The sequence below is a fragment of the Synechococcus sp. genome (genome assembly GCF_982614295.1).
This window is the reverse complement of record NZ_CEXBMR010000072.1, coordinates 1,229-4,733: the sequence shown is the minus strand read 5'-3', so window position 1 is coordinate 4,733 and position 3,505 is coordinate 1,229. Positions and strand designations below refer to the sequence as shown.

The window sequence follows — 3,505 nt, the reverse complement described above, 5'->3', positions numbered from 1 at the left end:
CTCACGGCCTGTCTGAAAAATATGGCCTCCATGGATGTCGCCGAGCGGCGCGCCTCTCAAGACGGCAAGATCATGCGCCGCTTTGAAGGGCAAACAATGGAGTTTCGCTGTTCCACAGCACCGGGTAAACATGGCGAAAAGATGGTATTGCGCATCCTAAACAGTGATTCAAAGATGCTCAATCTCGATATCCTGATCAACAATGAGCAAGTGCGCGAGGAATTTAGGGCAATCATCGAAGAACCTAATGGCATCGTGATTGTGGCCGGACCCACCGGCTCAGGAAAGTCCACCACCCTCGCCGCCGCCCTGCGGGAGCGCGACAATGGCGAAATAAACATCGTCACCGCTGAAGACCCGATCGAATATGACCTCGGCGGAAACATCCAACAGTTTCCTGTTTTGCGCGCCAAAGGCCAAACCTTTGCCAACCTACTTCGCTCCTTTCTGCGTCAAGACCCAGACGTAATCCTGATTGGAGAAACCCGTGACCCGGAAACAGCTGAATCCTCCATGGATGCAGCGGAAACCGGCCACTTGGTATTCACCACCCTTCACGCCAACAGCGCATCAAGTTCGCTTACGCGCCTATTGGATATGGGGGTGCCGCTCTACAAACTCAAAGGGTCGCTGCGTGGGATCCTCGCCCAGCGGCTGATGCGCAAAGTGTGCCCCTCATGCAGCACTGAACGACCGATCAACGAAGCAGAAGCACGCTTCACCGGACTCAAGCTCGGCACAGCCGTACGCCAGGCGACTGCACTCACAGCCGAAGAAAAAGCCCAGCGCAAACAAGAAGCCACCCTCTGCCCTCGCTGCAGCGGCACTGGCTACCAAGGAAGGATTGGCAGCTATGAGCTACTGCGCTTCAACCGCAACATCCGCGACGCCCTGCAGGACAACAAAACTAGCCAACACATCGAAGATCTCGCCGTCAGCGACGGCATGCTCACCCTAAAAGCTTATGCTGTAGAACTGATACGTAAACAGCTAACCACCGTGTCTGAGCTGCAAAAGATCAGCACCAAAGAGCATTAATCCAGCAATCTATCCTTAATTATGTCGATCGCGCGGGAAATTGTGGGATTTGCGCTGAAGCTCGGCTCTTCAGACATTCACCTGGAAGAAGGTTCGCCAATTGCAATCCGGGTGAATTCCGATATCCATATTCTGGATCATGTGCTACAGCCGGCAGACATGGATCGCCTGCTCTCCGAAATAGCTGACGAGGAGAAAATAAGCCATTTCAAAGCTCATCACGACCTCGACACCTCCATTGGCTTGGATGGCCTATCGCGCATCCGCATTAACGCCTATGTGGCCAACGAAAAACGCTGTCTGACCCTCAGGATTCTTCCGGACTCCCTGCCCCGCTGGCAAGACCTGGGCCTGCCCCAGCCCTTCATTGATCTCACCCAACGCCATCGAGGCCTGGTGCTCTGCACAGGACCCACAGGCTCTGGCAAGTCCACCACCCTGGCGGCCTTCATCAATTGCATTCTCGAAACCCAGAAACGCCATATCCTCACTATCGAAGACCCGATCGAATTTGAGTTTCACCACTCCAAAACATCGATCATCCATCAGCGCGAGGTGAAACGCGACACCCAGAGTTTCGCCACCGCCCTGCGGGCAGCCCTACGGGAAGACCCGGACGTGATCTACATCGGTGAAATGCGCGACCTGGAAACAATCCAGCTCGCGATCACCGCTGCTGAAACGGGCCACCTGGTGCTAGGCACCTTGCACACCTCCAGTGCCGCCAAAACCGTGGAGCGCATTGTGGATGTCTTCCCGGCCGAACAGCAGGAGCAAGCCCGTTTGCAGGTTTCGACATCCCTGCTCGGCATCCTCTCGCAAACCCTCTGCAAAAACACCACCGGCAAGCGCAGCCTGGCCTATGAGCTGCTGATCAATACGCCCGCCATCGGCAACCTGATCCGCGAGCGCAAAATCAGCCAGATCTATTCCCAACTGCAAACTGGCAGCCGCGATGGCATGAATACCCTCGAGCAATGCCTACTCAACCTCGTGAAGGCAGGCAAGGTGAGCCAGGAAGAGGCGCTCAGTAAGGCCAGCAATCCCAAGGCCCTGATCAGCAGCAGCGAGGCCTAAACCATGGCTCAATACGGCGCGGCACCGGCAGCAGTCGGGATCAGCACCGCCCCAAGGGCTCGAAAATCCAGCGGCAGCTGGCTCGACCAGCTGCTCAACCCCCAGCCCTCACCCAAAAAGCTCAAGATCCCCGGTAAAGATCTGCTGGTGTTTTTCAGGCAGCTGGCCGTGATCCTGCAAAGCGGCTTGCCGCTGGCCCAGGGGCTGGAGCTGCTGGCCGACAACATGCCCAATCAGAAGTTTTCCATCTGCATCAGCCAGATCTCGGCCAGGCTCAGTGCAGGGGAAGAGCTTTCCAGCTCGTTGATGCAATTCCCCAAGGTGTTTGCCCCCCTCACCGTGGGGCTGATCGAGGCTGGCGAAGCGGGCGGCATTCTTGAGAAGGTGCTGGATCGCATCGCCAACCTGATGGAGGCCCAGGCCAAGATCCGCGGCCAAATCATTGGCGCCTTGGTATATCCGGTGCTGGTGTTGGTGCTTTCTCTCACTGTGAGCCTGGCCTTGTTGATCTTCATCGTGCCGCGCTTTAAGGAGATGTTTGACAGCCTTGGCGCCGAACTACCAGCACTCACGTCGTTCATGCTCCAACTCTCGGGTTTGGTGACTTCAATTCAGTTCGCTGTCGGCACACCGATCGCCGTGATACTGGCGGTGTATGGGTTTCGAACCGCCTACGCCACCAAGATCGGCAGGCTGAGCATTGATTCAGCCATCTTCAAGGTGCCGCTATTTGGCGATCTGATCCTGCGCTCCGAGATGGCCTCCTTCTGCGACACCCTGGAAACGCTGGTGAATGCAGGCATACCCGTGGTAGAGGGCTTGGATCGCTGCATCACCGCCAGCTCCAACCAACTGATCAAAAACAGCATCCGGCGCAGCATTGTGCTGGTGGAACAGGGCCAGGAGCTCAGTTATGCACTGGGCAGCGCCAAGGTTATGCCCAAGCTGGTGATTGCCATGGTGAAGATTGGCTCAGAAACCGGCCAGCTCTCCTTCATGCTGGAAAACTTGTCGACGTTCTATAAGCGAGAGGTGGAAACCACCGTATCAGCGCTCACCAAGGCCATGGAGCCTGCGGTGATCTTCGTCGTAGCAATCGTTGTAGGCACCATCGTGATTTCGCTCTACCTGCCGATGTTTGGCTTGATTCAGAACATGGGCAAATAAGAGCTACCGCCTACTCAGGCTCCGGTCCCTGAAGCTTAATGCTGGGCCAGGTGCTGGGATCGTTGATATCAAATTCAGGTTGCTCAGCCTCAATTTGCGGCGCCAGGCTGGGCGCAGGAGCTAGCTCTGGAACCGGCTCAGAATCGCCGCTCAATAGTTCCACATCGTTCCAGAGATGGCCTAGGGAAAAGCCTGAATCAGCGGCCTGGCTGGCAGCAGGCTG

4 protein-coding genes are annotated in these 3,505 nt (G+C 56.4%); 3 read left to right on the top strand and 1 reads right to left on the bottom strand.

Translation table 11 applies throughout. The features are described from left to right. From AC2JC8_RS09610 to AC2JC8_RS09600, 3 genes are all read left to right on the top strand, one after another. Positions 1 to 1,038: GspE/PulE family protein (locus AC2JC8_RS09610; RefSeq protein ID WP_484594624.1), on the top strand; the 1,038-nt coding region annotated here is incomplete at its 5' end. Positions 1,039 to 1,059: 21 nt separating this feature from the next. Then, the gene (locus AC2JC8_RS09605; protein WP_484594623.1) at positions 1,060 to 2,115 is read left to right on the top strand and encodes a type IV pilus twitching motility protein PilT; all 1,056 of its coding nucleotides are present in this window, start codon (positions 1,060 to 1,062) and stop codon (positions 2,113 to 2,115) included. A gap of 3 nt (positions 2,116 to 2,118) precedes the next feature. Continuing rightward, positions 2,119 to 3,282 (top strand): type II secretion system F family protein, encoded by a 1,164-nt coding sequence (locus AC2JC8_RS09600; protein ID WP_484420376.1) that lies wholly within the window; start codon positions 2,119 to 2,121, stop codon positions 3,280 to 3,282. A gap of 10 nt (positions 3,283 to 3,292) precedes the next feature. Here the strand turns inward: AC2JC8_RS09600 and AC2JC8_RS09595 are convergent. Continuing rightward, a partial coding sequence (locus tag AC2JC8_RS09595) for a hypothetical protein (RefSeq protein ID WP_484594622.1) occupies positions 3,293 to 3,505 on the bottom strand: 213 nt, incomplete at its 5' end.